General features: G+C 71.1%; 12 protein-coding genes. 5 read left to right on the forward strand and 7 right to left on the reverse strand.

All coding sequences use genetic code 11. The features are described 5' to 3' along the window. Positions 1-129: 129 nt before the first annotated feature. Together AB1L88_RS14020 and AB1L88_RS14025 are read right to left on the reverse strand one after the other, a co-directional pair. Complete coding sequence (locus AB1L88_RS14020; RefSeq protein WP_367097316.1) at positions 130-3,423, reverse strand: efflux RND transporter permease subunit; 3,294 nt, start codon at positions 3,421-3,423, stop codon at positions 130-132. Continuing rightward, positions 3,423-5,153: an HlyD family efflux transporter periplasmic adaptor subunit gene (locus AB1L88_RS14025; protein ID WP_367097289.1), complete on the reverse strand. Its 1,731-nt coding sequence runs from the start codon at positions 5,151-5,153 to the stop codon at positions 3,423-3,425. Before AB1L88_RS14025 ends, AB1L88_RS14020 begins: the two co-directional genes overlap by 1 nt. A 111-nt stretch (positions 5,154-5,264) precedes the next feature. Here AB1L88_RS14025 and AB1L88_RS14030 point away from each other — a divergent pair, with 111 nt between their 5' ends. The 3 genes from AB1L88_RS14030 (at position 5,265) to AB1L88_RS14040 (ending at position 9,482) form a co-directional block, all read left to right on the forward strand. After that, a complete protein-coding gene (locus tag AB1L88_RS14030; RefSeq protein ID WP_367097290.1) occupies positions 5,265-5,909 on the forward strand; it encodes a TetR/AcrR family transcriptional regulator in 645 nt (214 codons plus the stop codon). A gap of 268 nt (positions 5,910-6,177) precedes the next feature. Beyond that, the gene (locus tag AB1L88_RS14035) at positions 6,178-7,470 is read left to right on the forward strand and encodes an HlyD family efflux transporter periplasmic adaptor subunit (RefSeq protein ID WP_367097291.1); all 1,293 of its coding nucleotides are present in this window, start codon (positions 6,178-6,180) and stop codon (positions 7,468-7,470) included. A gap of 59 nt (positions 7,471-7,529) precedes the next feature. After that, positions 7,530-9,482, forward strand: coding sequence for a glycosyltransferase (locus AB1L88_RS14040; protein ID WP_367097292.1), 1,953 nt, complete (start codon positions 7,530-7,532; stop codon positions 9,480-9,482). Positions 9,483-9,596: 114 nt separating this feature from the next. On the opposite strand, the gene AB1L88_RS14045 is transcribed toward AB1L88_RS14040, so the two are convergent. Together AB1L88_RS14045 and AB1L88_RS14050 are read right to left on the reverse strand one after the other, a co-directional pair. Further along, a complete protein-coding gene (locus AB1L88_RS14045; RefSeq protein WP_367097293.1) occupies positions 9,597-11,771 on the reverse strand; it encodes a hypothetical protein in 2,175 nt (724 codons plus the stop codon). Between the two features lie 59 nt (positions 11,772-11,830). Beyond that, on the reverse strand, positions 11,831-15,139 hold the full coding sequence (locus tag AB1L88_RS14050; protein WP_367097294.1) for a serine/threonine-protein kinase: 3,309 nt from the start codon (positions 15,137-15,139) through the stop codon (positions 11,831-11,833). A 426-nt stretch (positions 15,140-15,565) separates the two neighbouring features. Here AB1L88_RS14050 and AB1L88_RS14055 point away from each other — a divergent pair, with 426 nt between their 5' ends. After that, on the forward strand, positions 15,566-17,872 hold the full coding sequence (locus tag AB1L88_RS14055; protein WP_367097295.1) for a nitric-oxide reductase large subunit: 2,307 nt from the start codon (positions 15,566-15,568) through the stop codon (positions 17,870-17,872). 339 nt (positions 17,873-18,211) lie between these two features. On the opposite strand, the gene AB1L88_RS14060 is transcribed toward AB1L88_RS14055, so the two are convergent. Further along, on the reverse strand, positions 18,212-21,343 hold the full coding sequence (locus tag AB1L88_RS14060) for a CusA/CzcA family heavy metal efflux RND transporter (protein ID WP_367097296.1): 3,132 nt from the start codon (positions 21,341-21,343) through the stop codon (positions 18,212-18,214). A 51-nt stretch (positions 21,344-21,394) separates the two neighbouring features. Next, a complete protein-coding gene (locus tag AB1L88_RS14065) occupies positions 21,395-23,065 on the reverse strand; it encodes an efflux RND transporter periplasmic adaptor subunit (protein ID WP_367097297.1) in 1,671 nt (556 codons plus the stop codon). Between the two features lie 295 nt (positions 23,066-23,360). Here AB1L88_RS14065 and AB1L88_RS14070 point away from each other — a divergent pair, with 295 nt between their 5' ends. Beyond that, entirely contained in the window at positions 23,361-24,503 is a 1,143-nt protein-coding gene (locus tag AB1L88_RS14070; protein WP_367097298.1) for a hypothetical protein, read from the forward strand. A 63-nt stretch (positions 24,504-24,566) separates the two neighbouring features. Here the strand turns inward: AB1L88_RS14070 and AB1L88_RS14075 are convergent, their stop codons facing one another. Further along, the gene (locus AB1L88_RS14075; RefSeq protein WP_367097299.1) at positions 24,567-26,015 is read right to left on the reverse strand and encodes a TolC family protein; all 1,449 of its coding nucleotides are present in this window, start codon (positions 26,013-26,015) and stop codon (positions 24,567-24,569) included. Between the last annotated feature and the right edge of the window lie 474 nt (positions 26,016-26,489).

Here is a 26,489-nt window from a genome sequence, read left to right on the forward strand (position 1 = left end):
GGTGTGGTGGTGTCGTGCGCCTTTCCCGCCCGGGGCGGTCCGGTTGTAGCGGCCCGTCGGCGGCCGGGCCGGGCCTGCCCCGCCCGCCGATCACCCGGTGATCGCCCGCCGCCCGGGCCTCTTCCCGGGTCACCGGCGGGGGATCGGCCGCAAGCGGAACGCCTCCACCGCCAGGGCGAACAGGCAAGGGATGACGACTAGGGTCAGGAAGGTGGCCACGATCAGGCCGAAGATCATCAGCCAGGCCATCCCCTCCCAGAGCGGCCCGCCGTCGAGGGCCAGGGGGATCAGGCCGCCGACGGTCGTCGCGGTCGTCAGGAAGATCGGCATCAGGCGCCTTCGGCCGGCCTCGATCAGCGCGGCGCGGAACTGCTCGGCCGACAGGCCGACGATCGGCCCGTCGCCGGTCGCCTCGTCGGCCCGCTCCCGCACCACGATCTCGGCGAACTCCATGAAGATGATCCCCGCGTTCAGGACGATCCCGAACAGGGCCAACACCCCCAGTTGCGGCATGAAGCCCAGCGCGTTGCCCGTCAGCCAGAGCCCGAACCAGGCGCCGATCATCGCCAGGGGCAGGGTGCCGATGATGATCAACGCCTTCGCCACGCTGTCGAACTGCGCGATCAGGAGCAGGACGATCGCCACGAACGACAGGCCGAACGAGATCATCATCATCGCCTGCGCCTCGATCGACTCCTCCAAAGCCCCGCCGACCTCGACCCGGAAGCCGACCGGCAGGTCCTCCCGCAACTCTTCCATCGCCTCCGAGTCGAAGATCTGCTGCGTCACGTCGTTCCCCGAGACGCCCGGCAGGACCCGGGCCCGGATCTCGATCGTCCGGTTCAGGTCCCGGCGGTCGATGCTCGCCGGCTCCCAGCTCGCCGAGACCTCGGCCACGGCCGAGAGCGGGACCTTGCCCGATCCCCCCTCGACGAAGGCGCGGTCGATCCCGGCCAGCGACCGCCGCCCCTCGGGCCGCAGCCGGAAGGCCACCGGCACCTGATGGTCCCCCTCGCGGAAGGTCGTCAGGGGGCGTCCCGAGTAGTAGGCGTCGAGCGTCTCGGCCACCTGGGCGTGGGCCACCCCCGATCGCCGGGCGCGGTCGTCGTCCACGTCCACCCGGAGCTGATACCCCTCGACCCCCCACGAGTCCCGCACGGCCCAGGTCTCGGGCCTCGCCTCGACGATCCCCTTGATCCGGTCGGCCGCGGCCCGGAGGCGGGCCATGTCGGCGAAGCCGTCGCCGCCGACCCGCAGAACGACCGGGTCGGCCGGGGGCCCCAGGGACAGCTCGATCGGCACCACCCGGGCCCCGACGATCGGCGAGAGGCCGAGGTCCTCGCGCCCCTCCTCGGCGGCGACCCGCAGGTCCTCGACGTAATCGCGGGTCCATCGGCCGTCGGTCGTCCGGATCAGGATCTCGGCATAATACGGCTTCGGGGCCTCCGGTTCCCACGACAGGTACCAGCGCGACCCGCCGCCGCCGACGAGCGTCCGATAGCCGTCCAGGCGCTCGATCGCCTCGCCGCCCGGCCCTTCGGCCGGGCTGAGCCGACGGATCATCTCCTCCACCTCGCCGACGATCTCCTCCGTCTGGGCGATCGTGGCCGACTCGGGCAGCCAGACCTGCACGGCGAACTGGTCGCGCTCGGCGTTCGGGAAGAACTCGGCGGCCACCGGCAGCCGGGTCGCCAGCACCAACAGCCCGACCACCATCGCCAGTGTCAGCCCCTTGAACCGCAACGCGACCCGGGCGAACCCGGCGTACGCCCGATCGAAGATCCCCAGGCCCGCCGCCCCCCCTCGCCGGCCGAACAGGCGGGCGGCCAGCCAGGGGATCGGCGCCGTCGGCCGGTCCGGGTCGCTCGGCACCCGGATGAAGGCCGCCGCCAGGATCACGCAGAGGGTCATCGCCAGCAGCCAGCTCACCCCGAGCATCACCGAGAGCGTCACCGGCAGGCCGTAGATGAATTCGCGATTGGCCCCCTCGATGGCGATGAGCATCGGCACGAAGGCGGCGATCGTGGTCAAGGTGCCGTTGAGCATCGGCGCGGCCAGCAACTGCGCCCCCGAGACGGCCGCCTCCCTCGGGTCCATCCCGGCCGCCTGGTTCGACCTCGCCTGGTCGCAGACCTGCACCGCGTTGTCCACCAACAGGCCCAGGGCGATGATCATCGACGCCAGGGACATCTGCTCCAGTTGCACCTCGAACAGGGTGATGATCCCCAGGCTCGCCAGGACCACGAACGGGATGTTCGCCGCCATCACCGCCGCCGTCCGGAACCCGACGACCAGGTAGACGACCGCCACCACGATCACGATCGCGCCGATGATGTTCGAGATCACCCCCTGGATCCGCGCCCGGACGCTCACCGACTGGTCCGAGACGATCGAGACGCGGACGTCCGGCGGCAGGAGGCCCGACACCTCGGTCAGGTCCCGGACCTTCGCCCGGCTCGCGTCGCAGAGCTCCAGGATGTTCGCCCCCGACTTCATCGTCACGGCCACGATGACCGCCGGCGTCGATCGCCCCAGCTCGCGGTCGCCGTACCGGCAGAGCAAGATCGGCGGGTCGACGTAGTCGCGCCGGACCTCCAGGCCCAGATCGCGGAGCGTCAGGGTCCGCGTCGACCCGTCCGCGTCGGGCAGGTCGAGGGTCATCGTCTCGATCTCCCGGACCGCGTCGAAGGCGCCGCCGGGCTTGACGAAGAAGCGGCCGTCCTCGGCGTCGATCGTCCCGCCCGGGGCCTCGATGTTCCGCTCGCGGAGCAGGGCGGCCAGTTGCGCCGAGGTGATCCCGAGCCGGGACCAGGTGCCGGCGTCCGTCTCGATGAAGATCGTCTCCTCTTGCACGCCGAAGCGGTCGACGGTCGCCACCCCCGGCAGCAGCCGCAGGGCGTCGCGGACCCGCTCGGAGAACAGGTCGAGCTGCCTCGGCGAATACGCCCGGCCCGCCTCGACCGCCCCGGCCCCGGGCATCGGCACCTGGTGGACGGCGAAGAGCATGATGCTCGTGTCGCCGAACTGGTCGTTCACGACGGCCCGGATCCCCGGCTCGGGCATCGGCACCTCGGCCACCCGGGCGCGGACCTTGTCCCAGATGTCGTCGATCCGGTCCCCCGGGATCCGCTCCTCGATCTCGACGTAGATCGTCGACCGGCCGTTGGTGGTCGTCGATCGGATCAGGTGGACTTCCTCGAGGCTGTCGATCGCCTCCTCCAGCGGGTCGGTAACCAGCTCCTCGACCGTCTCGCTCGGCGCCCCCGGCCAGCTCGTCGAGACGACGCAGACCTTGATCGTGAACTCCGGGTCCTCGCGCCGGGGCATCGTCAGGAAGCTGACGACCCCCCAGGCGACGGTCATCAGGACGATCGTCAGCACGATCGTCGGCCGGCGGATGGCGAACTCGGGCAGGGCGTTCATCATGGTGAATACGGGCCCCCGGGCCGATTCCGGAGCTCCAGGATCGCGTCGCCGTCGCTCAGGTAGTGGACGCCGTCGGTGATCAGCCGATCCCCCTCGGCGAGCGCCCCCGGCTCGATCGGTTCGATCCGATGCAGGGTCGAGGGGCCGAGGAAGATCGCCCCGCGATCGGGCAAGGACACCTCGACCTGCCGGGCGATCGCCCGGTCGGGCCCGCCCCGATCGGCGACGAACGCGAAGGTCCGGCCCGACTCGCGCCGGAGGGCCTTCATCGGCGCGTAGAAGCCGCTCGGGTTCGCCTCGCTCCCGAGGTCGACCCGCACCACGTCCCCCGGCCTCAGGAGCCAGCGGTCCTGCTCCAGCACGACCGTCTCGCCGTCCCAGGAGCCGGACTCCCCGCCCTCGACGGCCAGGTCCACCGCGATCAGGTCACGATCGGGGTCGAACGCCTGGCCCTCGACGACCGCGATCGGCACGAAGGTCCAGGACCCGAGGAACGGCACCCGGTCCCCCTCGGCCTCGACCCGGAGCTTCTCGACCCTGAGGACCCCCTCGTCGCCGATCGACGACTCCCCCATCCGCCGGTTCGTCACCCGCCAGAGGAACGCGCCCTCCTCGTCCCGGCCGATCGCCGCCTCGTCGGCAAACAGCCCGGTTTGCCCGCCCACCACCGCCCCGACGTTCAAGGGCACCACGGCCGAGGCCCGGGCGATGGGTTCGTTTCGGATCCCGTCCGGCAGCTCGGGGCGTTCGATCGGGTTGCGCACCAGGAGGGTCACGGTGAACGTCCTCGTGCTCGGGTCGGCCACGGCCGAGGTCCGATACACGACCCCGTCGAGCGACCGGGGCCGCCCCCGGCCGTCGTCGACCAGGACCGAGAGCGTGTCCCAGCGGCGGAACCGCCTCGAATCCCCGGCCGAGACCTCGAACTCGACGGCCACCGGGTCCATCATCTGCACCGTCGCGATCGGGTCGCCCGCCTGCACGAACGCCCCGGGCGTGACGTGCGTCTCGGCCACCTGGCCCCGGAAGGGGCTGAACAGGACCGCGTCGGACAGGTCACGCTCGGCGCCGGCCAGTCGCTGCTCGGCCTGCATCGCCTGCGCCTCGAGCGATCGCAGCTCGGCCTCCCGGGCCGCCCGCTCCCCCTCGGCCGCGGCCAGGTTGGCCGAGGCGGTCGCCAGGGTCGTCTCCGCCTGGTCGAGCGCCGACCGCGTGCCGGCCGACCGCTCGGTCAGGCGTCGGGCGCGGTCCAGCTCGATCCGGGCGAGCTGCTCTTCCGCTCTTGCCGCGTCGATTCGGGCCGGCAGACGCCGCTCCAGGTCCACCCGAACCGCCTCGATCTGCCGGCGGGCCACCTCGACCGCCGCCCGATCGGCCTCGGCGGCGATCCGGAACCGCTCGTCCTCCAGGCGGGCCAGGGGAGTCCCCCCCGCCTCGCTCCCTTGCTCCGGATCGATCCTCGGCTCGACCGGCTCGCCCGGCTCGATCACCTGCCGGACCCGGCCGCCGACCTCGAAGGCCAGCCGCTCGGTCTTCCACGAGACCACCGAGGCCGTCACCTCCGTCGGCACGCTCGGGCTCATTTCTCCCAGCACCATCGTGGAGACCGGCCGGGGCGGCTTGGCCCCCCCCATCGACGCCGGGGCCTCCGAGCACCCGGCCATCGCCAGCAGGGCCAGCAGCCCCCCCATGGGGATCAGCCTCCGATCGGGTACAATCATGGTCATGGCCTGAGCGGTCATCCGTTTCGCCCGTGTGTCGAAATCGCGACGGATAATGTATACTGCTCGGTGTAGTTTACTTTTCTCTCCCTGAAAGTAAACCCCGGAGTGTAGAAATTGGCCGAAGGTGTTTCCCCCCCTCCGCCTGCTCCTGGTTCTGCTCCTGCTCGATTGACCGACCGCAAGCGCGCGGCGATCCTCGACGCGGCGGTCGAGGAGTTCGCGACGAGCGGCTTCGACACCACGAGCATGGACCGGATCGCCGAGCGCGCCGGGGTCAGCAAGCGGACCGTCTACAACCATTTCCAGAGCAAGGACGCCCTGTTCGAGGCGATCGTCCAGGAGCTGATCGCCCAGACCGAGGCGCTGCCCGACTTCCCGTACGAGGCCGACCGCGACCTGGCCGAGCAGCTGGCCGACTACTGCGCCAAGGTGGCCGAGCTGATCACCTCCGAGAGCTTCCAGGGCCTCGTCCGCGTCTCCCTCTCCCGATTCCTGCGGACCCCGCAGCTGGCCCGCGACACGATCGGCGACGAGAAGCGGTTCATGGCCCGCCTGATCCAATGGGTCGAACAGGCGACGGCCGACGGCCGGCTCGAAACCGGGTCGGCCGAATTCGCCGCCAACCAGCTCTGCGCCCTGATCGAAGGCTTCATGCTCTGGCCCCCCATCTTCGGGCTGGGTCCGAACCCGGGCCCGGACGACCGGTCGCGGATCATCTCCTCGGCCGTGGCCATGTTCCTCGACCATTACCGCCCGTGAACCGCCCGCGATCCCGCGCCCCCTTTGCTCCCTTCCGGCCGGAATCGTGACCTAGGATTCCTGCGCAGCCGGCCTCTTGCCGGCCGAGGTCGATGACGACCCTGGCGCCGGACCATTGCCGCGGCTGCCCGGGGCGGGCTCGGGGCGACTCCGATCCGGGAGTCGCCCGGCGTCCCCCCCGGCCCGACGACATCCCGCGACCGTCGCGGGGTGCGTCCGGCGTCTTGGGATCGATCGAGGGTGGGCGTCGCGGCCGACCAACAAGTCCATGGAAGCCACTCGAAATCGCCTGGAATCAGGCTCGGCGGTGCTGGTCCCTCGCGAGTTGCAGGCCCCCCGGACGGCCCCCCTCCCCGCCGCCCCGCCGGCTCCCGCCCGGCGACGGCCCTGGGGGCGGCTCCTCCGCTGGCTGATCGGCGGGGCGATCCTGGCCGAGGGGGCCTGGCTGCTCGCGCCGATGGTCCTGTACCGGACGAGCGTCCGGGCCTCGGTGACGGCCCCGCTGGCCACGGTCCGCATCCATCAAGCGGGCGTGGTGGAGGGACTCCCCCCGGAGGTCGGCGCCACCTTGACGCAGGGGCAGCACCTCTTCGACGTCGCCGCCGCCCACCTCGACGTCCGCCCCCTGGAGCGGGTCGAGGCCGAGGCCGAGGCGACGCGGCGGTCCGTCGCCGCCCTCGAGCATCAGATCGCCGACCTCGAGGAAATCAAGGCGACCTTGAATCAGCACTTCCTCGACTACCGGGAGGCCCGCATCGCCCGGGCCGAGAAGCAGGCCGACGAGCATCGGGCGGCCATCCAGGCCGCCGAGTCTCGCCTGAAGGAGGCCGAGTACGAGTTCCAGGTCCACGGCCGGGCCTCGATCCGGGCCGCCTCCTCCGACATCGAACGCACCCGGGCCGAATACGCCGTGCGGGTCGCCCGCAACGAGCTGGAGGCCGCCCGGCAGACCGCCGCACGCCTCGACGTCCAGCTCGAGGCCGCCCGGCGCGGCTACTTCGTCGGCGACGCCGACGGCGGCCAGGACCGCGTCGCCTCCCTCCAGCGCTGCGACGAGATCGAGATCCAGCAGGCGGGGCTCCGCGCCCGCCTCGGAGAGCTGCGGGGCAAGCTCCTGGAGCTCGATGCCCGGCTCGCCAGCGAGCGGCACCACCTGGAGGACAGCCGGGCGACGATCAAGGCCCCCATGAGCGGGGTCGTCTGGTCCTCGGCCCTCGACGCCGGCAGCGAGGTCGCCCCCGGCACCGTCGCCCTGGAGGTCGTCGACCCGGGCCGCCTGACCATCGAGGCCGTCTTCAAGGAGGCCGACGCCGCCCGGATCCACCCCGGGGCATCGGTCAAGGCCCGCCTGGTCGGGTCGTCCGCGGTCCTCCCGGGCCGGGTCCTGCGCGTCGCCGACCCCGCCGCGATCGATCCGGAACTCGCCGGAGAGCCGGGCGCCGACGCCGTCCCGACCGGGATGTTCCGGGCCATCATCGCCCTCGACCGCCAGCCCTCGGGCGCCGCCCCGGCCAATCGCTACCACATCGGCAGCCCGGCCGTCGTCTGGACCTCGCGCTGATCGTCCCCGCGTCGGGCGACCCGACGACGCCATCGAACCTCGAGAAGGGCCTCCCCCAGATGACCCCGGTGATCGGCAGTGAATGGGCGACGGCTCTCGTGATCGCCGGCCTCTGCCTGGCGATCCTGCCGTCGCTCCCCCGACGGCGCCCCTGGGCCCGCGTCCTGGTCCTGGCCTCGGCCCTGGGCATCACCCTCCGCTACCTCGACTGGCGATTCACCCAGACCGTCCGGCCGACCGACCCGACCACCTGGGCCGGCCTCTGGATCTGGGCCGTCTTCGCGTTCGAGCTGGCCGCCCTGGTCAATTGCGCCGTCACGTACCTGATGCTCACCCGGACGAGCGACCACTCCCCCGAGGCCGACACGCACGAGCGGCGCCTCAGGCGGCTCCCCCCCTCGGCATTGCCCCGGGTCGACGTCTTCCTCTGCACCTACAACGAGGGGATCGAGGTGATCGAGGGGCCGATCCTCGCGGCCAGGGGGATGGACTACCCGGACTTCACCGTCTGGGTCCTCGACGACGGCCGCCGCCCCTGGCTCCGCGACTTCTGCGAGGCCCACGGCGTCCGGTATCTCACCCGGCCCGACAACCGCCACGCCAAGGCCGGCAACATCAACCACGCCCTCTCGGTGACCGACGCCGAGCTGTTCGTCGTGCTCGACGCCGACTTCGCCCCCCGGCGCGACTTCCTCATGCGCACCGTCGGCTTCTTCGACGACCCGAGCATCGCCATCGTCCAGCTCCCGCACCACTTCCTCAACGCCGACATCTTCGAGATGAACCTCGGCCTCGGCGACCAGTCCCCCAACGAGCAGCGCCTCTTCTTCGACATCGTCCAGCCGAGCCGGGACGCCTGGGACTGCGCCTTCTGCTGCGGATCGGCCAGCATCCAGCGGCGATCGGCCCTGGTGGAGATCGGCGGCATCCCGACCGATTCGGTCACCGAGGACATCCTCTCCTCGCTCATCCTCCTGCGCAAGGGCTTCGTCACGCGATTCCTCAACGAGCCCCTCGCCTTCGGCCTCTCCCCCGAGAGCGTGAAGGGGATGTTCGTCCAGCGGCAGCGCTGGTGCCGCGGCGGCCTGCAGCTCCTCTTCCTCAAGGACGGCGTCCTCGGGCCCGGCCTGACGTTCCTGCAGCGCCTCTTCTTCTTCCCGATCGACTGGCTCGTGCAGACGCCGGTGCGGCTCTTCGCCGTCTTCATCCCGATCGTCTACCTCTGGACGGGGCTCGCGCCGCTGGCCGATGCGAGCCTCGAGGACCTGATCCGCTACCAGGTCCCCGCGCTCATCGCCCTGATGGCGCCGATGATCTGGCTCTCGGCCGGGCGCTACCTGCCCTTGCTCTCGACCGGGTTCTCGCTCCTGCTCAGCTTCCGGCTGGTGCCGACGATCCTCTCGACCCTCATCAAGCCCTTCGGTGAGCCCTTCCGGGTCACCCCCAAGGGGAGCGGTGCGGGGCAGGGGGCCGACCAGTTCGCCCGGGGGAGCGCCCTGACGCTCCTGCTCCTGACCATGCTCGGGCTCCTGATCAACAGCTGGCCCGAGACCCGGGTGATCGTCGACCCCGAGCACCGCGCGGCCGCCTCGGTCTTCTCGGCCGTCAACGCCGGGGCGCTCATCCTGGCGATCCTCGCGGGCCGCGACCGCGGCCGATCCCGGGCGGCCGAGCGCTACCGGACCCGCGCCTCGGTCCTCTGCGAGGGGGACGACGGCTCCTGGTGCCTCGCCTCGCTCCACAACGTCTCCAGCACCGGCGCCGGCGTCTTCTGGCCCCGGGACCAGGCCATTCCCCGATCCCTCTCCCTTCACCTCGCCGGCGGCGGGACCCTCCGCGCCTCGGTCGTCCGCACCCACGGCGAGACGATCGGCCTCCGCTTCGACCTGGCCGACGACCGCGAGCGCGACGACCTCTTGCAGTGGATCTACTCCATCGGCCTCGACGCCCGGCGCACCCCGCTCTCCTTCCCCCAGATCACCCGACGCCTCCTCGCCCGCTGCCTCGGCTGACGCCGCCCCCCTCTACCTTCGCCCCCGCCTCGCGAGAGGGGGGGGGAGGGGGCGGCCGCCAGGGCCGGGGCGAGGGGGCCTCCGGCCCGGAGCCTCGCCCTCGCCTGCCGACGATCACTCCTCCTCCGCTGCCTCCCAGGTCGTCCCGTCGGTCATGCCGACCTCCCGCGTCCGGAACGCGGCCGAGACCGCCTCCTTGGGCACGAAGAACCCGGACTGCTCCATCTCCCGCTCGCCCCGACTCGGGACCAGGTGCGGCTCGTAGGTGAAGTTCAACGGCGGCGCGTTGCCGACGGCGTTCCCGTCCTCGTCGAAATAGGTGACCTCCAGCACGAGCCGTCGCACGTCCTTGTTCGAGTGATTGACGATCCGCAGCGTGTACGACGGGCCGGAGCCCCCGAACGGCTGCTGCTGCTGCCCCCCCCGCGGCTCCCGGAACGCGACCAGCTCGGCCGACACCGGGGCCTCGCCGCCGTCGAACTCCAACGAGGCGATCGCCTCCGGCATCCGGCCGAAGTCCTTCAAGGGGATCTGGCCCAGCCGGAAGTCGGCCGCGAACGGCTCGACCCCCTTCGCCAACTTCACGTCCAAGGCGACGGGCTGGCCGCCGAGATCGAGGAACCCGGAGTACTCCTCGGGGCCTCCCGCCCCCCCGGCCATCCTCGCCGGGACCGGCTCGCCCCGTTCGTCCCGACCGACCAGGAACAGATGACGGTGCCACCGCATGTCCATGTCATTCGCGCCCAGGCGTTCGAGTTCGAGGGTCGCCTGGTCCGGGATCTCCCCCCGAAGCGACACCCTGATGCCCTCCGCCTCGCGGGCCGTCCCGGGGGCGAAGGGGGCGAGGCTCACCGTCATCACCTCGGTCGGGATCGGGATCTCGACCCGCCCCGTCACCTCGGCGATCGCGCCCACGCTCCTCAGCAAGCCGACCAGCGGGACATCCAGCGTCACGTCCACCACCCCCTCGGGAGGCTCCGAGTCGCTCGAAGTCACCGGGAACTGGCCGTCCGGGGAGAGGTCCTCGTCGGCCGGGCCGGAGACGCTCCCCATCGTGACCAGCTCGAAAAACGGGTCGGCCCCGATCATCGCCGCGACCGCAGGGGGCAGGCCCACCCCGAGCACCCGGAGCCTCAACGTCCCGGTCCCGGTCGGCCGCTGTTCCACGCCGGCCACCTCGATCGCGAACGGCCCGGCGAACGCCACCGGCCAGGGGCGGGGCCCGGGGACCGGCGTCACGGCGTCCCCCTCGAAGCCGGCCATGAACTCCTCGGCCGGATCGGCGCCATAGGTCGCATAGAGGCCGACCGCCTCGCACACCCGCTCGATCGCCTCCAGCCGCGTCAGGCCCTCGGCCGACAGCGTCACCGGCCCCTCCAGGGCCTCGGCCGGCGCCTTCGAACGGTCCAGCTCCAGGCCGATCGGCGCGGCCAGCTCGGCGATCACCGCGCCGGCCGGCCGGCCCTGCACGGCCAGATCCACCGCGAACGACTCGCGGAAGGCCACCAGGTCGATGGCCTCGATCGCCTCGAAGGTCGCGGCGGCCTGGGCGGCATCGTCGGCCTCGTCCCCTTCGTCGAAGAGGTCGAAGCCCTCCTCCATCGCGCCTTCCAATTCGGAGAACATCGCCCCGAGTTCCCCGAACATCTCCATCGGTTTTTCGAGATCCATGACGATCTCCGGATGCTCCGCCGTCGCGGCGATGACCATCGCATGAACTCGCCAGTCGCCGTTCTCCCGACGCAAGCGAAGCCTGCCGCCCTCCAATCGGCCGGTCGGGCCTTCCACCCGGATGGCCACCTCGGCCGAGTCGCCGTCGGTCGAGGCCTCGCCGACCTCGACCGGGCTGTCCGGATCGCGCTCCGACGTGATCCCGTGCTCCTGATGGGCACGCCGGGCCTTCTCCGTCATCAGGGCCAGCTCGATCGCCTGGTCCTCGGCCGTCAGGAAGCGCCGGGCGACCTCCCTCGGGTCGTCCCCCGGCAGGTCGCCCGTGACCGACGGACCCGAGGCGGTCGAGGGGGGCGGCGAGACGCCCGGTTGCGCCCCGGGCATCGTCCCCCCGGCCATGCTCGGCGACGGCCCCGGGGCCATCGCCCCCGACGCGGGAGCCCCCGCGCCGCCCGGCACGATCGGCGGGGTAGGGGGGGGAGCCGTCCCCGGGGGGGCCGCGGTCGTCGCCGGCCCGTCGCCGGGGGCGACCGCCGGACCGTCCCCGCCGCAGCCGGCCAGGGCCAGCCCGGCACTCACGGCCAGGTTCGCCGCCATGGATCGCCTGAGGAACATCATGCGTCGTCTCCGTTGAAGCAGGAAAACACGAGAATGCGGGCGAACTCACGCCCTACACCTCACCGAGCCGGGGGCGCGTCGCCCCTCGACCCGTGCCAGATCACCAGGCGGCCCCCCGCCCCCGCCGCCGCCAGGTCCCGGCCGTCGGCCGACCAGCCCAGCGCGGTCGGCTCCTCCGGCCCCGAGAGGCGGAGCACCGCCTGGCCGGTCGGCACGTCCCGGAGCGTCACCGCGCCGTCGCCGGCCGCCGAGGCCAGCCGCCTGCCGTCAGGGTGCCAGGCCAGTGCCGCCGCCGGCTCGCCGTAGAGCGGGATCGCGAGCACCGCGTCGTCGTGCGCGATCGACCGGATCTGCAGCAGCCCCGGCCGGGGATCGCCCGACGGCGCGAACCCGATCGACGGCCGATCGAGCACCAGGGCGACGCGCTCCCCCCGGGCATCCCAGGCCATCAAGCGGACCCTCCCGCCTTCGCCGTGCTCCCACGATCGGAGCACCCGGCCCGTCGCGGACTCGACGACCCGCACCCGGCGATCATCGCCCGCCACCGCCAGGATTCGGCCCCGAGGGCCCGGCTCGACCATCGGCCTCCGGCCGCCCGCGAGCGCCACCGTCGGGCCGGGCGACGGTCCGCCCTCGCCGACGGCCCAGGTCTGCACCCCTTCGGCCGAGACGACCCGCAACCGCTCCTCATCCTCCCAACTGAGGGCCAGCACCGCCCCCCGGTCATGCGGGACGCTCCGCCCCGACCCGATCGCCGTCAGGTCCCAGAAGGTCAGCGCGTGCGAGCCCGAGAAGACGTCATGCGAGGCCATCGCGAGCCGCCGCCCCCCGGGCGACCAGGCCATCCGGTCGACCGTCCCGCCGCCCGGCGCCGGGACGCCCAGGAGGCGATCGACCCGCGCCTCCTCGACGTCCCAGAGCCGGACCCGATCCCCCGACACGCCCCCCCGGCCCGCCTCGGCCAGCCGACGGCCCGACGGCTCCCAGGCCATCGCGGCGACGGCCCCGCCATCACGCTCGATCGTCCGGGCCTCCGGCGCGTCGAACGCGTCCCAGACCTTCACCCGGCCGTCGTCGCCGGCCGAGGCCAATCGCAGGGCATCGGGGCCCCAGGCCACGGCGTTCACCCCGCGCTGATGCCCCCGGAGCGTCACGATCGCCGAGCCGATCGAGGCGTCCCAGAGCCGGACCGTCCGGTCCTCCCCCGCCGAGGCCAGGCGCCAGCCGTCGGGACTCCAGGCCAGGCCCCGCACCGCCCCCCCGTGCCCGGGGCACCGCACGAGCACCCGGCCCGACGACGGGTCGACGACCCGGATCACCCCGCCCCCCCCGGCCGAGGCCAGCCGCCTCCCGTCCGGGGCCCAGGCCACCGCCCGGGCCTCCTGGCCCTCCTGGTCGAATCGGGCGAGCTCGCCGCCGTCCCCCGCGTCCCAGACGAGCACCGCCCCCGACGCATGGGCCGTCGCCAGTCGCCGGGAGTCGGGCGCCCAGGCTACGTCGAAGGTCCCCCCCGCCTCGTCGGATTCCAGGGACGCCCGCAGGGCCCCCGTCCCCGCGTCCCAGACGCGGACGGTCGGATCGAGCAGGCCCCCTCCCGCCGCGATCGACCGGCCGTCGGGGCTCCAGGCCACCGACCAGACCGCCTTCGACGGCCCTCCGCCCCCCAGCGTCCGCACATGTGATTGCTCCCTCACGTCCCAGACGCAGACCGTCCCATCCTCGGCCGCCGTCGCCAGAAACCGGCTGTCGGGCGACCACGAGGCGTCGTAGATCCCCCCGGTCTGCCCCCGGAGCTCCCCGACGACCTCCCCCGTCCCCGCGTCGAAGAACGCGAGGTACCCCGCCTCCGACCGCAGGGCCGGATTCGCCCGCGTCGCGGCCAGCAGGCGGCCGTCGGGGCTCCACGCCACCGTCTCGACGAACCGGCCGAGCGTCATCAAATCGGCGTTCGCGAGCGCATTGAAGTAAGACCACTCCCAGGCCCTCGGGTCGGGCCGGCCCGGCCCGGGCACGAGGGAGGCCAGCAGGTCGCGGAGCCGGGCCATGTCGGCGGATCGGTAGGCGTCGGCGAATTGCCGGGCGTTGATCAGCGCAAGCTGATAGGCCAGGCGATCGCGCTCGGCTTGCGCCTCGGCCCGCAGGCGTCCTTCCCGTCGCCTCGCCTCCTGTTCCGCGTCGAGCGCCCTGGCCGTCTGCACGGAGGAGGCCACGCCCAGGGCCGCCGCCAGCGCGGCCAGCACCACGGCCGCCGCCGAGAGGCCCGCGATCGCCGGCCGTCGCCGGCACCACATCAGCAGCCGGGTCGGAATGCCCACCCGACGGGCCCGGATCGGCTCGCCCGCGGCGAACCGCCGCAGGTCGTCGGCCAGGGCCTGCGCCGAGTCGTACCGATGCTTCGGCGCCTTCTCCAGGCACTTCAGGCAGATCACCTCCAGGTCCCGGGGCACCCGGCGATTGACCCGGGTCGGCGGCTCCGGCACCGCCCCCCGGACCCGCTCCAGCGTCGCCGCCACCGAGTCGCCCGAGAACGGCGGCCGGCCGGTCAGGAGGGCGTAGAGCACGGTCCCCAGCCCATGCACGTCGGTCGCCGTGGTCACGGCCCCCCGGCGGCCCGACGCCTGCTCCGGCGCCATGAAGGCCGGCGTCCCCATCACGGCCCCGGTCCCGGTCAGGGCGCTGTTGCCTTCGATCCGCTTGGCCAGGCCGAAGTCGGTGACGTGCGGCCGGCCCTCGGCGTCGACCAGGATGTTCGCCGGCTTCAGGTCCCGATGCAGGATCCCCCGCTGGTGCGCGTGATGCACCGCCTCGGCCGCCGCGGCGACCAGCCGGGCGACGGCGGGGAAGCCGCCCGCGTACTCGCCCAGGCGTTCGTCGAGCCCGGCGCCCCGGATCAGCTTCATGGCGAAGTAGGCGTGGCCGTCGTGCTCGCCGACCTCGAAGATCGGCACGATGTGCGGGTGGTCGAGCGTGGCGACCGCCTCGGCCTCGTTGCGGAAGCGACGGAGCTGGTCCTCCCCCGCCAGCACGGCCGACCGGATCATCTTCACGGCCACCAGGCGGTTGAGGCTCAATTGCCTGGCCTTGAAGACGACCCCCATCCCGCCCCGACCAAGCTCCCGGATCAGCTCGAAGTCGCCGAAATAACGCAGCCGGACGGGGTCGGTCGGCCCGGATTCCCCGGCGACCGTCGCCCGGGTCGGCTCGCCCGCCCCCGCCTCACGCCCGGTGGCGATCCCCCCCGAGGCGACCGGCCCCGGGTCGGTCTCCTCCCCCATGACCCGCTCGAGGACGCAGGTCGGGCACAACCCGTCGAGCACGCCGACGGGCAATTCCCGGCCGCAATTCGGACACGACTGGAACTCGGGCACGGTCCGGGGCTCGCTCGGCCATCACGGTCGCCAACGCCTCGCAACCTTCAAGACCGCCCCGGGCGTCCAGCTTACAACGCCATCGTTTTCCCGCCCGTCGGCCCCGCCCCGATCCTAACCCAGGCCGCCCGGGCAGACCAACCCGCCCGGCCGCCGGCCCCTCCCCGTCGCCCGCAGGCATGCTGATGCGTCGGAGCCCGATCGCCGCGGGAAATCGCCGAAGCACCCCAATTAAGACCTTGACATCCAATTTCGATCCCCACTATGGTCTGGTCAGGGGATTTGCGATCGCAAGCGGACCGCGGGGGCCCCGGGTCGTGCTCGCCGCCGGGGGGCCCGGTCCGCTTCGATCCATCGACCGCAAGCCATCGAAGGGGGGCCCCGAGGCGGACGGCCCGGGACCCTTCGGAATGAGGACGATCGATCATGAAGTATCTGCGCCTCTGGATCGCCCTGGGGGTCGTCATCGCGGCGTCGTTCGCGGTGCTGGGCTACTACGGCTGGGACCTCTACCGCCAGGCCCCGCCGGTGCCGGGGCGGGTCGTGACCACCGACGGCACGGTCCTCTTCACCGGCCAGACGATCAAGGACGGGCAGAACGTCTGGCAGTCGATGGGGGGCCAGGAGGTCGGCACCGTCTGGGGGCACGGCAGCTACGTCGCGCCCGACTGGTCGGCCGACTGGCTGCACCGCGAGGCGACCTGGCTGGTCGAGCACTGGGCCGAGGCCGACCACGGCCGCCCGTTCGACGAGCTGGACGACGAGGCGAGGGCCGCCCTGCAGGCCCGGCTCCGCCGCGAGCTGCGGACGAACACCTACGACCCGGAGACCGGCGACCTGACCGTCTCGCCGCTGCGGGCCGAGGCGATCGCCGCCGTCGGCACCCACTACGCGGCCCTCTTCGGCGACGACCCCGGGCTGCACGAACTCCGAGACGCCTACGCGATCCCGGCCAACTCCCTCAAGACCCCCGAGCGTCGCGAGCAGCTCAACGCCTTCTTCTTCTGGGCCTCGTGGGCCTGCGCCACCAACCGCCCCGGCGGCGAGGTGACGTACACGAACAACTGGCCGGCCGAGGAGCTGATCGCCAACCGGCCGACCGGGGCCCTGGTCGTCTGGTCGGTCCTGAGCTTCGTCCTGCTCCTGGCCGGCATCGGCGCGTTGGCCTGGTACTTCGCCGCCGAGCGGCACAAGGGGGAGGTCCACCACGAGCCCCCCGGCGCCGACCCCCTGCTGGCCCTGCGGCCGACCCCCTCGATGCGGGCGACCCTGAAATTCTTCTGGGTGGTCGCGGCGTTGCTCGTGGCGCAGGTCGGCCTCGGGGCGGTCACGGCGCACTACGGGGTCGAGGGCTCGGGCTTCTACGGCTTCCCGCTGGCCGACTGGCTGCCGTACAGCGTCACGCGGACCTGGCACCAGCAGCTCGGCATCTTCTGGATCGCCACGGCCTGGCTGGCGACCGGCCTGTTCATGGCGCCGGCCGTCTCGGGGCACGAGCCGAGGTTCCAGCGGGCCGGGGTGAACTTCCTCTTCGCCTGCCTCCTGATCATCGTCGTCGGCTCGATGGCCGGCCAGTGGCTGGCGGTCCAGCAGCGGCTCGGCCTGGAGGCGAACTTCTGGTTCGGCCACCAGGGCTACGAATACGTCGACCTCGGCCGCTTCTGGCAGCTCTTCCTGACCGTCGGCCTGTTCCTCTGGCTCTTCCTGATGGCGCGGGCCATCTGGCCGGCCTTCCGGCAGCCGGGCGACCACAAGCACCTGCTCGGCCTCTTCCTGCTCGCCTCGGCGGCGATCCCGATCTTCTACGTGCCGGGCCTGATGTGGCACCGGCAGACGAACCTGGCGGTCGCCGAATACTGGCGATGGTGGGTCGTGCACCTCTGGGTCGAGGGCTTCTTCGAGGTCTTCGCCACCGTGGTCATCGCCTTCCTCTTCACCCGGATGGGCCTCCTGCGGACGACGACGGCCACCGCCGCGGTCCTCTTCGCCACCACGATCTTCCTCTCCGGGGGGATCATCGGCACCTTCCACCACCTCTACTTCACCGGCACGCCGACGGCGGTCCTGGCCCTCGGCTCGGTCTTCAGCGCCCTGGAGGTGGTGCCGCTGGTCCTGATCGGCTTCGAGGCGTATGAGAATCTGACGCTGTCGCAGGCCCGGCCGTGGGTGTCGGCCTACCGCTGGCCGATCTACTTCTTCGTGGCCGTGGCCTTCTGGAACCTCGTCGGGGCCGGGCTGTTCGGCTTCCTGATCAACCCGCCGATCGCCCTCTACTACATGCAGGGGCTGAACACGACCCCGGTGCACGGCCACACGGCCCTGTTCGGCGTCTACGGGATGCTCGGCATCGGCCTGATGCTCTTCTGCATGAAGGGCCTGACCCTCCGCCGCGAGTGGAAGACCGGGGCCCTCTCCCTCGCCTTCTGGACGATCAACGTCGGCCTGGCCCTGATGGTCCTGCTCAGCGTCCTGCCGGTCGGCCTCCTGCAGACCTGGGCGAGCGTCGATCGCGGGATGTGGTACGCCCGGTCGGCCGAGTTCATGCAGACCGAGCTCATGAACACCCTCCGCTGGCTCCGCGTCGTCGGCGACACGATCTTCGCCGCCGGCGTGGTCGCGCTCGGCTGGTTCGTCCTCGGCCTCCGGTTCGGCTGGTCCACCCGGCCCGAGCCCGACGCCGTCGCCCGCGCCTACCCCGAGCAGGCCGCGGCCGAGGCCCTCTCCGCCCGCTGACCGTCCCCCCTCCGCGCCGCCCCGGCCGGGCCCCGGGGCGGCGCCGGCCCGACCCCATTTTCCGCCCCCTGCCCGTCGAAGGCGATTGCCCGACCGGGCAGCCGCTCGCGACGAGGCAAGGTCAACGCCCGAGCGTCCCTCGCCCGCGGTCCACCGAGCGTCTGATCATAGCCGAGCCCGGCCCGAGAATCGATACATTCTCCCAAATTCACATGCTGCGACCATAAGCGTCATTATCGGACTCTGCGAGCCGGGCCCGTTGCGGCCTTCGGCCTCGACCCCGACGGCCCGTCGCCGCCGGGCGAGCTTTCCCGGGCCGAGGCGACGAGGGTCGGGCGGTCAGCCGGCCGGATGCTCCACGCCGCCGGCCTCTCCCCGATGGCCGACGCCGGGGTCGAACCAGTGGTAGATGGCGGGGAGCAGGATGAGCTTCATCAGGGTGCTGGTGATGATCCCGCCGACGACCACCGTGGCGAGCGGCCGCTGGACCTCGGCGCCGATCCCGGTGTTGAAGGCCATCGGCACGAAGCCGAGGCTGGCGACCAGGCCGGTCATGAGGATCGGCCGGAGCCGCTCCATCGAGGCCTCGAAGACGGCCTCGCGGACGTCCTCCCCCTTTTCGGTCAGCCGGTCCCGGATCGCCGAGACCAGCACGAGGCCGTCGAGCACCGAGACCCCCGCCAGGGCGATGAACCCGATCCCCGCCGAGATGCTGAAGTCGATCCCCCGGGCGAACAGCAGGAAGATCCCGCCGATCGACGCGAACGGGACCGAGAGGAAGATGAGCAGGCCCAGCTTCATCGAGCCGAACGTCGCGTAGAGCAGCAGGAAGATCAGGATCAAGGACAGCGGCAGCACGATCGTCATCCGCCTGACGGCCGATCGGAGGTTCTCGTACGTCCCCCCCCAGTCGATCCGGTACCCCTCGGGCAGGTCGATCTGCTCGTCGAACGCCCGCTTGCCCGCGGCGACGAAGCTGGCGAGGTCCCGGCCCCTGACGTTGCACTGGACCAGGGCCCGACGCTCGCGATTGAGCCGGCGGATCTCGTACACGCCGTCCTCCATCCGGATCTCGCAGAGGTCGCCCAGGGGGAGCATCCGGCCGCGGGGGTCGGCGATCCTGATGGCCCCGATCGCCTCGAGATCGCTGCGGTCCTCCGGCTCGTACCGGACCTGCAGGTCGAATCGCCGCTGGTCGACCACGACCTGGCCCACCGTGTACCCTCCCATGGCCCGGACCGCGTCGAGCACGTCCTCGACGTTGATCCCGTAGCGGGCGACCTGGTCCCGGTCGACGAGCACCCGGAGGTACGGCAGGCCCCGGATCGGCTGCGCCTTGACGTCGGCCGCCCCGTCGACCGTCTTGAGGACCTCGACCATCTCGGCGGCCTTCCGGCTCAGCTCGTCCAGGTCGTCGCCGAAGAGGGCGATCCCGACATCGGCCCGGACCCCCGAGATCAGCTCGTTGAAGCGCAGCTCGATCGGCTGGCTGAAGTTGAGCTTCGTGCCGGGCATCAGGTAGTCGCAGATTTCCTCCAGCTCGTCGACGAGCGCGTCCTTGTCCTCGACGGCGGTCCACTCCTCGTAATCTGACAGGAAGATAAACGTATCGGTGCGATTCAAAGGGGCCGGGTCGAGGCCGATCTCCGGGCGACCGGTCCGGCTGACGATCGTCTCGATCTCATCCGGGAATCTTGAGAGCAATTCCTGCTCGAGCCGGGTCGATTGCTCGATCCCCTCCTCGAGCGAGGCGCTGGGCGGGCGAGACATGATGATGACGAGATCCCCCTCGTCGAGCTGCGGGATGAACTCGCCCCCCATCGAGAGGGCGGGCGGGATGCTCAGCGCCAGGGCCGCGACGAAGGCGGCGATCACGGCCCAGGGGTGGTCGAGGAACACCGGCAGCATCGGCCTGTACAGCCGCTTCGCCTGGCGGATGAGCCACGTCTCCTTCTCGCCGGTCCCCATCTTCAGGAAGAAGGAGGCGGCCACGGGCACGGCCGTCAGGGCCAGCAGCATCGACCCGGACAGGGCGAAGATCAGGGTCAGGGCCATCGGCCGGAACATCGCCCCCTCCACCCCCTGCAGGGCGAGGATCGGCAGGTTGACCATCGTGATGATCCCGACGCCGTAGAGGACCGGCGTCTTGACCTCCCGGGTCGCCTCGTAGACGACGTCGAGCTTCGAATCCCCCTCCTCGGCGTGCGAGAGCCGCCGGACGATGTTCTCGATCACGATCACGGCGCTATCGACGATCAGGCCGAAGTCGATCGCCCCCAGGCTCAGCAGGCTGCCGGCGATCCCGTAGAGGTACATCGCGTCGACGGCGCCGAGCATCGCCAGGGGGATGACCGCCGCGGTGATCAGGGCCGCCCGCCAGTTGCCGAGCAGCACGAGCAAGACCGCGATCACCAGCGCCCCGCCGACCACCAGATTCTCGGCGACCGTGTGGAGCGTCGTCTCGATCAGGGACCCTCGGTTGTAGTAGACGTCGATCTCGACGCCCAGCGGCTCGAGGTCCTGCCGGATGGCCTCGAGCCGCTCCTCGACCCGATCGACCACCAGCCTCGTATTCGAGCCGATCAGCATGTAGACAATCGCGGTGACCGACTCCCCCTCGCCGTCCCGGGTCACGGCCCCCTTGCGGAGCATCGGGGCGGTGATCGACCGGCCGATGTCCCGGAGGAAGATCGGCGTGCCGTCCTCGGTGCTGTCGAGGACGATGCGGTCCATGTCCTCGGTCCCCCGGATCAGGCCCTCGCCGCGGATGATCCGGACCTCCCCGTTGCGCTGGATGTAGCCGCCGCCGGCGTTCGCGTTGTTCGCGCCGAGCGCCTCGAAGAGCCGGTCCATGGGGATGCTCCGGGCGAGCATCCGATCCGGGGAGACCTCGGCCCGATAGGTCTTCAGCTCGCCGCCGAACGAGTTGACGCCGATGACCCCCGGGACGCCCCGCAAGGGGAGTGCGACCTCCCAGTCGAGGATCGTCCGCAGCTCCATCAGCGACTTCGGCGTGTCGGAGCCCGGGGCGTTCTTCACCTCGAACTGGATGATCTCCCCCAGGCCGGTCGTGATCGGTCCCATCGCGGGGGTGCCGAATCCTTCCGGAATCTCGGCCCTGATCTGCTCGAGCTGCTGCGAGACCTGGGCGCGGGCCCAGTAAATGTCCGTCCCCCGCTCGAAGATGATCCGAACCACCGAGAGCCCTTGCTGGGAGATCGACCGGATCGAATCGATCTTGGGAATCGCGTTCAGACCATTCTCCACCGGGATGGTCACGAACTGCTCGATCTCCTCGGGGCTCAACGCCGGGGCGTCGGTCAGCACCGAGACCAAGGGGGGGGTGATGTCCGGCTGCGCGTCCATCCGCAAGTTCAACGCGCACCAGACTCCCGAGGCGATCAGGACGACCGTCAGCAGCAGGACGACCCCCCTGCTGGTCAACGCGTACCGGATCAGGCCATCGACCATCGTCGCCGAACCTCCGCTGCCGTTCCTCGCCCTTGCCCTCGCCCGGCCCACTCAGTCGCCGGATCCGCCCCCCGATCGACCCGGGCCGCCGGCTTCGTCCGCTGGGGCCGAGCTGTGCCCTTCCTCTTCCGCGATCAGCTCCGCCTTCAGCTCGAACGCCCCGGCGACGACGACGCGATCCCCCGGTTCGAGACCTTCGACGACGGACACGACGTCCTCTTCCTCGTTGCGGCGGCCCGTCTCGATCACCCGACGCTCGAACCGCTCGGTATCAACCTGGACGAAGACGAAGTGCTCGTCCCCCTCCGTCAGGATGGCCGAGGACGGGACCAGCGGCAGCTCCCTCGGGTCCTTCGCCTGCACTCGGATCTGCACGAACATGCCGGGCTTCAGCAGGCGGTCGGGGTTCCGGGCCTCGGCGATCATCCGGATGGTCCGGCTCTTCTCGTCCACGAGGTCGCCGGTGTACAGCACCTTGCCCTCGAAGACCCGGCCGGGGTAGGCCGCCGCCGAGAATCGGACCGAGCCCCCCCTGGCCTCCCGGAGCAGGAAGAAGTCCCCCTCGTGCACATGGGCCTCGACCCAGACCTCGTCCAGGTCGGCCATCGTGAAGAGCTGCTCCCGGCCGTCGATCACCACCCCGGGGACCACCCTCCCCCGCTCCAGGATCGTCCCGGCGAACGGGGCCCGGATGTCGTAGGTGCTCACCGGGGTCCCCTCGGATCTCCTCAGCTCATCGAGGTCGCGCGAGGGGTCGATCGCCGCGTCGGCCGTCATGCTCAGGGTCCGCAAGGGGCTCCGGCCCGGGGCGTCTCGCGTCAGCTCCCCCGACTCGAACCGATCGAGGATCTCCTCGGCCGACGCGTTCAGGACGCGAAGCGTCTCCAGCTCAACCTTGACCGAGGTCCTCGCCTCGCGCAATCGCTGACGGGCGAGCGTGTACTCGAGCGTTTCCTCAAATGCCAGGCGGTCCATCAGGCCCCGGTAGATCGCGCGATCGACCCCGAACTCGGCCTGCTCCACCCGGTATCGGGCCGGCGCGACCGCGTCCTTGTCGCGCAGATTCTCGTAAAGATTCTCCTCGTACCCGGAGAGGTGATACTGCGAGTAAGCCCGGAGCAGCTCCTCCCGGGTCCGGCCGACGGGACGATCGGCGAACTGCTCCTGGATCTCCTCGGGAGGCATTCCCTGCTTCAACGCCTCAAGCATCGCGATCGCATTCGTATAGGTCGTCTCCCGCCAGTTGAGCCGCGCCCGAGCCACTTCCAGTTGCTGCAAGGCGTTGATCAGGTTCAGCCGAGCATCGGCCACTTCCTGACTGTCGATCTGGGCCAGCAACTCCCCTTCCTCAACCTGCTGACCAATCTGCACAAGGACATCGCGGACCACCCCCGGTGCCCGGGGGGTGATATAGGCGTGCTGGGCCTCGTCCGGAATAATCTGACCAGGAGCGTTGAACACCTGAGTCACGGGGCCGGCCTTGACCTCGGTCGTCATGATCCCCAGAACCCGCTGCCGATCGCTTGAGATGGCGAGCAGACCCGAGTGCCGGGCCGACAAGCGCTCCCGGCCCTCCTCGCGATCGGTTCCCGAAACGTCCTCGACCTTCCCCGACCAGGGGCTCCAGGCCAGGAGCAGGAATCCGGCCACCACCAGGGCCGCGGCCCCTCCGGCAATCCAGGCCACTCGCCGCGCGGGAAGGCGTTGATCCAGGGTGCTCATCACAATTGGTCGCACGCTTTTTACTTGAGAGTAAACGAGCGGACCCCGGCCGCCCCGATCCGACACCGATCACCGGGCCAGATCGGGCCAACTCGGCCCAAAATGACCTCGACGTCGCTGCACACAGCAGCAAATGCGATGCCAACGCAAAAAACGGGCCGAGCACGGGAATTGATGATCCAGGGCATCACATTCGCAACGTGTTCCTCTTTTGAGAGTGCCGAGCCTCGCCGTCGTCCCGATCGCCAAGACGGCCGGGCCGATCCTTCGGACGCCAGATTCGAGAGAAGACATCATGTCCAAGAATCAAGACGATCGACGGCTCGATGACCCGATCCCGGACGCCCAGCGAGAATTGATCGTCACCGAGCGTCCCGAAGGCGTCGCCCCGGGCGGCCCGACCGATCGCAAGACCGGCGCCGGGACTCACCCAGGCAATCGACCGACCGGCGGCTCCATCAGCGTGATGACCCTGATCACGGCCTCGGCGCTCGCCTTGATCTTCGGCCTCATCGGTGCCTGGGCCTATGACGCCTTCCTCTCCTCCCCCTCGTCGACGGCCGAAGATCCGCAGGGGGATCAGGCCATTGCCCGGGCGGGCGAATCGGTCGGCGATCCCGACGCAACCGAACCCTCCGATTCCAGAAACAGCCCCGACCCCTCCGGCGCGGTTCGGGCCGAGTCCGCCCGGATCGACCGCCTCGCCGATCAGGTCGACCGGCTCCGCGCGACGGTCGAGTCGAGCCAGTCCGCCCCCGATCCCCGAGTGGACGCCCTGGGCGACCGCCTCGCCGAGCTCGAGAACCGGATCGCCGCGGTCGAGCCGACCTCGGAGGTCCTCGAGGGCCTCGCCCGGCAGTCGCGCAATCAATCGGAACAAATCGACGCGATGGCCGACACGATCGACCGCCTCGAATCGGACCTGACGAGCGTGAAGGACCGGGTCGACGCCGCCGGCGGGATCGGCGGCGGCCTCCTCGGCTCCGGTTCCGGCCGAAACGCCCTCGATTCTCCCCTCGCCGCCGGCATCGGGGCCGGCTCCGAGGCCGAGGCCCCCCCCGATCCCGGGCAATCCGAGGGACTCGTCCGAGAACTCGTCACCCCCGACCCCGACGACGCCGACGGGGCGGCCGACTCCGCCCTGGAACAAGGAATCGACCAGTTCGAGGCCGACGAGTTCGAGGAGGCCCGCCAGACCTTCTTCGAGCTGATCGAGCAGGAGCCGGGGGACGCCCGGATCTGGTATTACGCCGCCCTCGCCAACGGCAAGGCGACCGGAGAGTGGAAGGGGGAAACCGAGCGCCTCGTCCTCCAGGGGGTCGACCGCGAGCGGGCCGGGACGCCCCCCAAAACCGCCATCGACGCCACCTTCGCCGGGCTGACCGAACGCCAGGGCAGCGCCTGGCTCGACTACTACCGCCGCCGGGCCGACGAGTAATCGGCCTTGGCGTTCGTCCGCGTCTTCCCCCTCCTCCGGCCTTCAACGGCTCCGAGGCCGAAATCAAGGAAGGATGCGGCGGCCGACGGCCGTATTCAGGCGGAGCATCGCGCGGCGGTAGCGGACCCAGGTCGAGAGGTACTCGCGCACGAATCCGTTGTATTCCCGGTACGCGTTCAGGACGAACAACAGGTTCTGCTCGCCCGCCCGGTAGCGGACCAGGGCCGTGTCGAGCACCTCTTCGGCGGCCGGCCGAGAGATCTGCCGGAGCCGCTCGGCGGCGGCTCGGGCCACCTGGTATTCCTGCTCGGCCTGGATCACCTCGGCAACGACTCGACGCTCGCGAGAGGCCAGCTCCACCTTCGTCTGCTCGACGTTCAGCTCGGCCCTCCTGATGTTCCCCTGGTTGCGGTTGTACAGGGGCAGCGGCGCCGTCAGGCCCAGCGCCCACGAGTACGACCCGCCCTCGCCGATGCCGACGTCGTTGTCCTGATAGGTGAATGGCTGATAAAGCACGTACACGTCGGCCAGGCGGTTGGCCCGGGCCAGGTCGAGGTCGGCCCGGCTCCGGTCGATCCCGAGTCGGAAGGCCAGCAGATCCGGGCGCGACTCCAGGGCGAGCCGGATCAACGGTTCTCCCTGAGGAGCAGCCGGGGCGTCGGTCAAAAACAAGGTCCCCCGCACCTGCAGTTGCTCGATCTGGGCCGGCGAAAGATTCAGGAGCGTCCCCAGCCGGAGGCGAGCCGCCCGGTCCGTCTGGACGGCGTCTTCGAAGCCAATCAGGGCCCGCTCCCGGATGATCAGGACCTGATTGACGTCGACCTCGGTCGCCAGCTCCTCCTGCTGGCGATCTCGGACCGTCTCCAGGAACGCGTCCAGGCCGGCGACAGAGGCCCTCGCGTAGGCGATCGCCTCGCGGGCCAGCAACGCGTCGACGAAGGCCCGATACAGGTTATCGATCTCAACCCGCACGGCATCCTGATACTGGGCCTCCAGCACCGTGTAGGCCCGCTCTGCGACCCGGGTCCGGGCCGCCACCTTGCCGGTCAGGTCGAGCGGGTGCTGGATGTTCAGGTCGTGCTGGACCGGCCCGCCGGGCCGACGCTCCGAGTAGTTGCCGTACGGGACGAGCTGCGCGTCGTAGAAGATCAAGGGATTCGGGTAGAGGCTGGCCGTCAGGATGTCGGCCCGGGCCTTGGGCAGCTCGTAGAATCGGCTCCGCAGCTCCAGGCTCTCGCGCAGCAAGAGCGCGATCGCCTGGTCGAGCGTCAGGCCCTCGGGCGGCCCCTCGTCCTCGACCTCCGGCAGCGAGAGCGGCCCGAAGACCGGCAAGGTCGCCTCGGGGAGGCTCGGGATGAGGCCGATGCCGGCCCCGCCGAGCCCCTGGAACTGGTCCCCCCCCGGCTGCGAGAGGCTCGGCGGCACCCGGGAGGCCGCCCCCGTCCCGCCCCCGATGATCGGCCGATCCGACCCGGGAGCGTTCCCCGTGAGGTTTCCGCCCCCGCCCGGCATGCGCCCAAGGCTCGTATCGGTCGGCCCTTGATAGCCGGACGATCCCCCGACCGACCCCGACGGACCTCCCATCTGACCCGACGCCCAGGCTGGCCCCATCACTGCCAATGCAAGGACAACGGCCAGAAGTCGCCGAGTTGAGGCTGGGGTGTTCAACGGCTCATCTCCATGGTTCCGATCGGCCGGCCCGTTCCCGCTCATCACCGATCGCTCCCCGAATGTCCCCGGGGAACCTCAGTCTCGATATCGGCCGGCCATCCCGACGTGCTCAAGCCCATTACGCCGGTTCGAGCGGTTTTATTGGCCGCGCCATCCCGATCGGTCCGGCGCTTCTCCCCAGACGTCCCGCTCGTGCCGATCCGATGCCCTCGCCCCCTCGATCCGTGAGGCGTCTCCCCGATCGCCCCGCCCATTGGTCTAGCTCCGCGATCGATCCTCCCGCACACTACATCCTGCCAGAAGTCGTCTCGGGCC

The sequence above is a fragment of the Tautonia sp. JC769 genome (genome assembly GCF_040717455.1).
GTDB lineage: Bacteria > Planctomycetota > Planctomycetia > Isosphaerales > Isosphaeraceae > Tautonia.

What these genes read in the sequence shown, in the direction of transcription:
- AB1L88_RS14020 (WP_367097316.1), bottom strand. Translation starts at nt 3,423, where the DNA reads ATGAACGCCCTGCCCGAGTTCGCCATCCGCCGGCCGACGATCGTGCTG.
- AB1L88_RS14025 (WP_367097289.1), bottom strand. Translation starts at nt 5,153, where the DNA reads ATGACCATGATTGTACCCGATCGGAGGCTGATCCCCATGGGGGGGCTG.
- AB1L88_RS14035 (WP_367097291.1), top strand. Translation starts at nt 6,178, where the DNA reads ATGGAAGCCACTCGAAATCGCCTGGAATCAGGCTCGGCGGTGCTGGTC.
- AB1L88_RS14040 (WP_367097292.1), top strand. Translation starts at nt 7,530, where the DNA reads ATGACCCCGGTGATCGGCAGTGAATGGGCGACGGCTCTCGTGATCGCC.
- AB1L88_RS14045 (WP_367097293.1), bottom strand. Translation starts at nt 11,771, where the DNA reads ATGATGTTCCTCAGGCGATCCATGGCGGCGAACCTGGCCGTGAGTGCC.
- AB1L88_RS14055 (WP_367097295.1), top strand. Translation starts at nt 15,566, where the DNA reads ATGAAGTATCTGCGCCTCTGGATCGCCCTGGGGGTCGTCATCGCGGCG.
- AB1L88_RS14060 (WP_367097296.1), bottom strand. Translation starts at nt 21,343, where the DNA reads ATGGTCGATGGCCTGATCCGGTACGCGTTGACCAGCAGGGGGGTCGTC.
- AB1L88_RS14065 (WP_367097297.1), bottom strand. Translation starts at nt 23,065, where the DNA reads ATGAGCACCCTGGATCAACGCCTTCCCGCGCGGCGAGTGGCCTGGATT.
- AB1L88_RS14070 (WP_367097298.1), top strand. Translation starts at nt 23,361, where the DNA reads ATGTCCAAGAATCAAGACGATCGACGGCTCGATGACCCGATCCCGGAC.
- AB1L88_RS14075 (WP_367097299.1), bottom strand. Translation starts at nt 26,015, where the DNA reads ATGCCGGGCGGGGGCGGAAACCTCACGGGGAACGCTCCCGGGTCGGAT.